Source organism: Kitasatospora sp. NPDC059722 (assembly GCF_042733235.1).
Classification (GTDB): domain Bacteria; phylum Actinomycetota; class Actinomycetes; order Streptomycetales; family Streptomycetaceae; genus Kitasatospora.
This window is the reverse complement of sequence record NZ_JBHWGD010000120.1, coordinates 1-6,390: the sequence shown is the minus strand read 5'-3', so window position 1 is coordinate 6,390 and position 6,390 is coordinate 1. Positions and strand designations below refer to the sequence as shown.

5 protein-coding genes are annotated in these 6,390 nt (G+C 74.9%); all 5 read right to left on the bottom strand.

Translation table 11 applies throughout. The features are described from left to right. Positions 1-261 precede the first annotated feature (261 nt). Positions 262-354 carry an Ms4533A family Cys-rich leader peptide gene (locus ACFV4F_RS38525; protein ID WP_380435284.1) on the bottom strand — a complete coding sequence of 31 codons (93 nt, stop codon included), beginning with the start codon at positions 352-354 and terminating at the stop codon, positions 262-264. Between the two features lie 94 nt (positions 355-448). Continuing rightward, positions 449-1,708: an MFS transporter gene (locus tag ACFV4F_RS38520; protein ID WP_380509826.1), complete on the bottom strand. Its 1,260-nt coding sequence runs from the start codon at positions 1,706-1,708 to the stop codon at positions 449-451. Beyond that, on the bottom strand, positions 1,705-2,979 hold the full coding sequence (locus ACFV4F_RS38515; RefSeq protein ID WP_380509823.1) for a cytochrome P450: 1,275 nt from the start codon (positions 2,977-2,979) through the stop codon (positions 1,705-1,707). The genes ACFV4F_RS38520 and ACFV4F_RS38515 overlap by 4 nt, the downstream gene beginning before the upstream one ends. Further along, positions 2,976-3,758: a CatB-related O-acetyltransferase gene (locus ACFV4F_RS38510; RefSeq protein WP_380509820.1), complete on the bottom strand. Its 783-nt coding sequence runs from the start codon at positions 3,756-3,758 to the stop codon at positions 2,976-2,978. The genes ACFV4F_RS38515 and ACFV4F_RS38510 overlap by 4 nt, the downstream gene beginning before the upstream one ends. Further along, positions 3,751-6,390: amino acid adenylation domain-containing protein (locus tag ACFV4F_RS38505; RefSeq protein WP_380509817.1), on the bottom strand; the 2,640-nt coding region annotated here is incomplete at its 5' end. The genes ACFV4F_RS38505 and ACFV4F_RS38510, both read right to left, overlap by 8 nt.

Sequence of the window (6,390 nt, the reverse complement as noted above, 5' to 3'; positions counted from 1 at the left end):
GCCGGCGGCCCGCCGCCCCCCCCCCCCCGCGGCCCCGGCCCCGGCGGCGGCCCCCCCCCCCCGCGGCGAGGCGGCGAGGGGTGAAGGTGGTTCGAGACATCGGAAAGGGAGCCTTTCGCTACCGATGGTGCACGGAGGAAGGCGGGCGGCAGTGCGGCCTGGGGAGGAGTGAGGCCTGGGGAAGGGTGAGCGGCACCGCGCCCGCGGGAAGGGGCGACGCCCCGGCGCGGCGGTCACCGCAACGCGTCGGGGCAGGCGGGTTCAGCGACAGAGGTTGTCGGCGACGCAGTGCGCGGCCACGCCGATCAGCGCCAGCTCGATGGCGGCGCACTCGATCGGGTGACGGGCAGACATGTCGAGAAGACTGTATGACGATAGGCGGATTGTCAAAGGTCCCGAGGTGCCGTCCTGGCGGGCGGAGCCGACCGGCCCCGGCCCGCCGACGGCCTCAGTGCTGCGCCGACGGCGCGGAGTCGGTGGCCTCCCGGTTCTCCGGCCCGTCCGGCGCCGAGGTCACGAACGTCCGCTCGGTGAGTGCGGCGGTCGGCCGAAGCACCAGGACCGCCGCGCAGCAGGCGGTGACCGCCGCCATCACGATCAGCAGCGACCGGTAGTCGAACCGGTCGATGAGGACCGTGCCGGCGGCGAGCGAGAGCGACTGCGGTACCAGCACCAGCATCGTGCACATGGCGTTGACGCGGCCCTGGAGCCTTGGCGGCGTGTGGAGTTGGGCCGCCGACGACAGCACCACCATGAGCCAGGTGATGGCGATGCCGTCCGCGACCTCGCCGGCGACGACGAACGCCATGTGCGGCACGCAGTAGGCGAGCGCCGCCAGGGTGAAGGCGCCGATCCCGAGGCCCGCCGTGCGCGCCATGCCGGCCCGTCGGATCAGCGCGGAGACCGTGAGGCCGCCGGCCACGGCGCCGACGCCCTGGACGGCGTTGAGCGTGCCCAGCGCCGACGGTGGCCGGCCCAGCCCCTCGTCCACGACCGCGAACATGACGGTCTGGCTCAGGCCGATGACGCAGAACGCGCAGGCGGCGGCGTAGCCGATCTGCGCCAGGACCGGAGTGGCGTTGATGTGCCGCAGGCCCGCGAGGGCGCTGCGCGGGAACGGTTCGCCGGAGGCCTCGGGACCGACGGACTCCTCGACCCGCAGGCCGGCGAGCGCCAGGATCGCGGCCAGGAAGGTCAGGGAGTTGAGCACGGCGAGCGTGCCGCCGCCGGCGACCGCGTAGACGGCCACGCCGGCGAGCGGGGCGAGGATACGCAGCCCCTGCGTGGTCGTCTGGAGGATCGCGTTGGCGCCGGTCAGCTGGTCGTCGGGGAGGAGGTCCCGGCGGATCCCGGCCGACGCGGCGCCGAGGACGCCGAAGGCCACGCCGTAGCAGACCGCCACCAGGTAGATGATCCAGAGCTGGTCGCCGCCGCGCACCGCGAGCAGGGACAGCACGGCCAGCCCCATGAGGGCGTTGGTGACCATGAGCAGCGGGCGCCGCCGCACCCGGTCGGCGAGGTGGCCGAAGAGCGGCGACAGCACCATGGGCGCGCCGAGGGCGGCCTCGACCCCGCCGGCGGCGGCGTTGCTGCCGGTGAGGTCCTTGGCCCAGATGCCGAGGGTCAGGTAGAGGGCGCTGCTGCCGAAGCCCGAGAGCGCCTGGCCGATGAGCAGGCGGCGGAACCGGGGGTCCGCGAGTGGCTTCACCGCCTCTCCCGGCTGTCGCTGGGGTGCAGCAGGACGGGCGCGGACTCGAAGCCCCGGATGAGGTTGGAGTGGAGCCGCCGGGCCGGTCCCGCGGGTTCGGCGCCCGCGGCCTGGGTGAGCAACTCGCTGAACAGGACGCGGAGTTCCGTGCGGGCGAGTGCCCCGCCGAGGCAGAAGTGCGGACCGCTGCCGAAGGCGACGTGCGGGTTGGGTGTGCGCCGGACGTCGAAGGCCTCGGGGGCCTCGAAGACCGTCTCGTCCCGGTTCGCGGACGGCATCCAGACCGTCACCGGATCGCCGGCCCGGATCGTCACCCCGGCGACCTCGACGTCCCGGGCGGCTGTGCGCAGCACATGCATCGCGGGGCTGGTGAAGCGCAGGACCTCGTCGACGACGGTGTCCATCCCGTCGGGGGAGGCGGCCGCGAGCCGCCACTGGTCGGGGTGGGCGGCGAAGGCGAGGAGGCCGCCGACGGTGGCGTGCCGGGTGGTCTCGTTCCCGCCCGAGATGAGGCCGTCGCAGTTGAGGAAGATCTCCTCGTCGGTGAGCGGGACGCCGTCGACCAGGCCGTTCGCCATGGCGCTGACGACGTCCTCGCCCGGCTCCTCGCGGCGGAAGTCGACGAGGTCGGCGTAGTAGGCGAGCATGCCGGCGTGCGCTTCGAGCCGGGCGATCGGGTCGACGCCGGAAGCACCGAACGCGGCCCGGGTGGAGTCGAGCATGAACCGCCAGTCGCTCTTCGGCACGCCCAGCAGGTCGCAGATCACCGCGACCGGCAGGACCGCGGCGAAGTCCGTGAACTCGCAGGGCTCGCCGGTCAGGACGGCCGCCAGCTCCTCGCGCACGATCGTCCGCATGTTCTGCTCCAGGCGGGCGACCATGCGCGGCGTGAACGCGGAGCTGATGACCCGCCGGATCTTCGCGTGCCGGGGCGCGTCGGTGACGATCAGCATCTTCCCGGCGGCCTCGGCGGTGGCGGTCGGGTTGTGGCCGATCCGCATGCCCTGGGCGGAGGTGAAGGCCGCGGTGTCCTTGAGCACGCGCTGGACGTCGGCGTGCCGGGTGACGGCCCAGAAGCCGCCGCCGTCCGGGCCCTCGTTCCAGTGGACCGGGTGGTCGCGGCGGAGCCCGGCCCACACCGCCTCGGGGTCGCCGGTGCCGTACAGGGCCGGGTCGGCGAGGTCGACCGCCGTGGGGTCGACCGCCGCGGGTTCGACGGTCGCGGGTTCGACGGTCGGCGGGGCGCCGCGGCCGCCTGCTGCTGTCGTCATGATGCGCTCCCCTGGGGGGTGGCCGGCGCCGGGCCGAGCAGGTGCTCGGCCCGGGCGATGGACAGGATCCGTTCGGGCCGGCCGAGGACCAGCTCCGGGAGGTGCCGGGAGACGGCCGCCACCGGCCAGTCCCACCAGCGGGCCGCGAGCAGCCGCTCGACGTCCTCGGGGCCGTAGCGGGCGCGGATCACCCGGGCCGGGTTGCCTCCCACGATCCGGTAGGGCGCCACGTCGGAGGCGACCAGGGCGCCGGCGCCGATGATGGCGCCGTCGCCGACGGTCACCCCGGGCATGACGGTGGCGCCGCGGCCGATCCAGACGTCGTTGCCGATCCGGGTGTCGCCCTTGCGGTCCGGTCCCCGGGCGATCAGCTCGTCGATCAGGCCGTCGCGCCAGTCGCCCTCGAAGCTGAGGAACGGGTAGCCCGTGGGCCCGTCGAAGACGTGGTTGGCGCCGGCCATCACGAAGGTGACGCCCGCGGCGATGGAGCAGTAGCGGCCGATGAACAGCCGCTCCGCGCCGAACGCGTAGCGGACCCGGGCCTCCTCGAACCCGGCGGTGTCCTCGGAGGCGTCGTAGTAGGAGAAGTTCCCGGCGACGACCTTCCCGCCGGGCTGGAGCACCGGGCGGATGAAGACGCAGCGGTCGTCGCCGAGCGGGCGCGGATCGCGGGGGTCCGGGATGTCCAGGTCGGGGTCGAGGTCGAGGTCAGGGTCGGGGTCGAGGTCGAGGTCGGGGTCGAGGCCGCGGGTGTCGGTGGAGTCGTGGCGCTCAGTCACCGTCGGCCCCCGTGCGCCGCGCGGGCAGGGACGTCAGGGCGGCCGTGACCAGCGGGCCCGACTGCTCCAGGACGGCGGGCGTCATCATCGCGTCGTGGTCGGCGTCCACCACGTGGTGCTCGGCGTCGGTGAGGTACGGCCGCCAGGCCTCCTCGGCGGAGCCGCGCTCGGCGACGGTCTTGGCGGCGGCGATGCTCAGCACGCGCCCGGGGTAGCCGTCCGGGTGCGGCGGCCCGAGGAGGGCGGCGACCCCCTTGGCCGCGCGGACCAGGGCGCGGCTCTGCCGGGCGTCGAGGGTGCCGTCGGCGGACGGGCCGGCGATGACCTCGCCGGTCACCCAGGCGGCGAAATCCCCCTCCAACTCCTTGGGGGGCACCGGCCGTTCGTACGGCCAGGCGTCGAAGAGGACGGCCAGGTCGACGGTCCGGCCGGCGGCCTCCAGCAGGCGGGCCACCTCGTAGGACAGGACTCCGCCGAGCGACCAGCCCATGAGGACGTACGGGCCGTCCGGGTGCGTCGCGGTGATCAGGTCCGCGTAGCGCCGGGCCAGCGCGTCGAGCGACTCCACCGCCTTGAAGCGGCCGTGGCTCTCCGTCACCTGGATCCCGTGGACCGGCTGGTCCCGCTCCAGGTACGGCAGCACGGAGCCGTAGCACCAGCCGAGGCCCCCGATGGGGTGGATGCAGAAGACCGGACGGGCACCGGGCCGGCCGCGCCGGAGCTCGATGACGTTGGCGTACGGGTCGGCCGGGGCCCGGTCGAGCCGGGTCGCGAGCTCCGCGGCGGTGGGCGCCTCGAACAGCGTCGCGATGCCGATCTCGGCCCCGAGCAGGGCGCGGATCCGGCCGATCAGCCGGGTCGCCAGCAGCGAGTGGCCGCCGAGCTCGAAGAACGAGTCCTCGGGGCCGACCCGGTCCACGCCGAGCTCCTGCGCGAAGAGCCGGACCAGGACCGCCACGCGCGGGTCGTCCGTGGTGGTCGCGCCGCTCACGGCCGGGCCGTTCGCGCTCGGGCCGTTCGCACTCGGGCCGTTTGTGTGCTGGCCGTTCGCGCTCGGGCCGTTCGCCGAGGGCGCGGGGAGGGCCTTGCGGTCGACCTTCCCGCTCGGCGTCAGCGGCAGGTGGTCGAGGACCACCACGTCGCCGGGGACGAGGTACTCCGGCAGGTGCTCGGCCGCGTACCTCCGCAGTGCAGTGGCAGGATCCTCCAAGGATTGACGGTCCGTCAGAACCGTGTAGGCGACGAGCCGGACGTCCCCCGGGCGGTCCTCGCGGGCGATCACCGCGGCGTGGGCGACCTCCGGGTGGCCGGTGAGCACCGCCTCCACCTCGCCGGGCTCGACGCGGAAGCCCCTGATCTTGATCTGCTCGTCGGTGCGGCCGAGGAAGACCAACTCGCCGTCCGCCGTCCAGCGCACCAGGTCGCCGGTGCGGTACATCCGCTCCCCGTCGCCGCCGAAGGGGCTGGGCAGGAAGCGCTCGGCCGTCAGGGCGGGCCGGTCCAGGTAGCCGGTGGCCAGCCCGGCGCCCGCGAGGTACAGCTCCCCGGGCACGCCGGGCGGGACGGGGCGCTGCCGCGCGTCCAGCACGAACACCCGGGTGTTCGCGACCGGACGGCCGATCGGGACGGCCTGCGGCACCCCGTCGACGGTGCGCATCGTCGCGCACACCGTGGACTCGGTGGGGCCGTAGGCGTTGACCACCTTCGCGAAGTGGCGGGCCGCGTCGAGGACGGCAGGTGTGCAGGCCTCGCCGGCGGTGACCAGCGTGACCCCGGCGACGTCCTCGTCGAACTCGGTGGCGAGCACCACGGCGGGCGGCAGGGTGGCGTGGGTGATGCCGTGGACGCGCAGGAAGTCCGCGAGGGCCGGGCCGGGGATCCGGTGGGACTCCGGCACGACGACCAGGCACCCGCCGGTGAGCAGTGCCATCCAGGTGTCCCACACGGAGGCGTCGAAGCTCATCGAGGCGAACTGCAGGACCCGGCTGTCGCCGCCGACGCCGAGCGTCGCCGCCTGGGAGCGGACCATGCTGGGGAGGCCACGGTGGGAGACCACCACGCCCTTGGGGCGGCCCGTCGACCCCGAGGTGTAGATGACGTACGCCGGGTGGGCGGGGAGCAGCGGTGCGGTGCGGTCCGCGTCGGTGGGCGCGGTGGCCGGCCGCTCCGCGACCGAGCGCCGCACGTGCGCGTCGTCCAGGGTGACGACCGGGAGGCCGGGGCTGCCAGGCAGCCCGGCGGCCACCTCGGTGGTGCTGACCACGCAGGCGGGGGCCGCGTCCCGCAGCATGAAGGCGACGCGGTCGGCGGGGTAGGACGGGTCGACGGGGAGGTAGGCCGCGCCGGCCTTCAGGACGGCGAGCAGGGCCACGACGATCTGCTCCGAGCGGGGCAGGGCGAGGGCGACGAGCCGCCCCGGCCCGATGCCGCGGGAGATCAGCTCGTGCGCCAGCCGGTTGGCGCGGGCGTCGAGGTCGGCGTAGGTCAGCTCGGTGTCGAGGTGGCGCACCGCCGGGGCGGCGGGGGTGCGCGCGGCCTGGGCGGCGAACAGCGCGGGCACCGGGAGCTCCGGCACCTCGGCGGCGGTGTCGTTCCACTCCCGCAGGACCTGCCGCCGCGCCTGCGCGGAGAG

Bases quoted from the DNA above. Each gene is read 5' to 3' on its own strand.
- ACFV4F_RS38525 (WP_380435284.1), bottom strand. From the start codon at position 354: ATGTCTGCCCGTCACCCGATCGAGTGCGCCGCCATCGAGCTGGCGCTG.
- ACFV4F_RS38515 (WP_380509823.1), bottom strand. From the start codon at position 2,979: ATGACGACAGCAGCAGGCGGCCGCGGCGCCCCGCCGACCGTCGAACCC.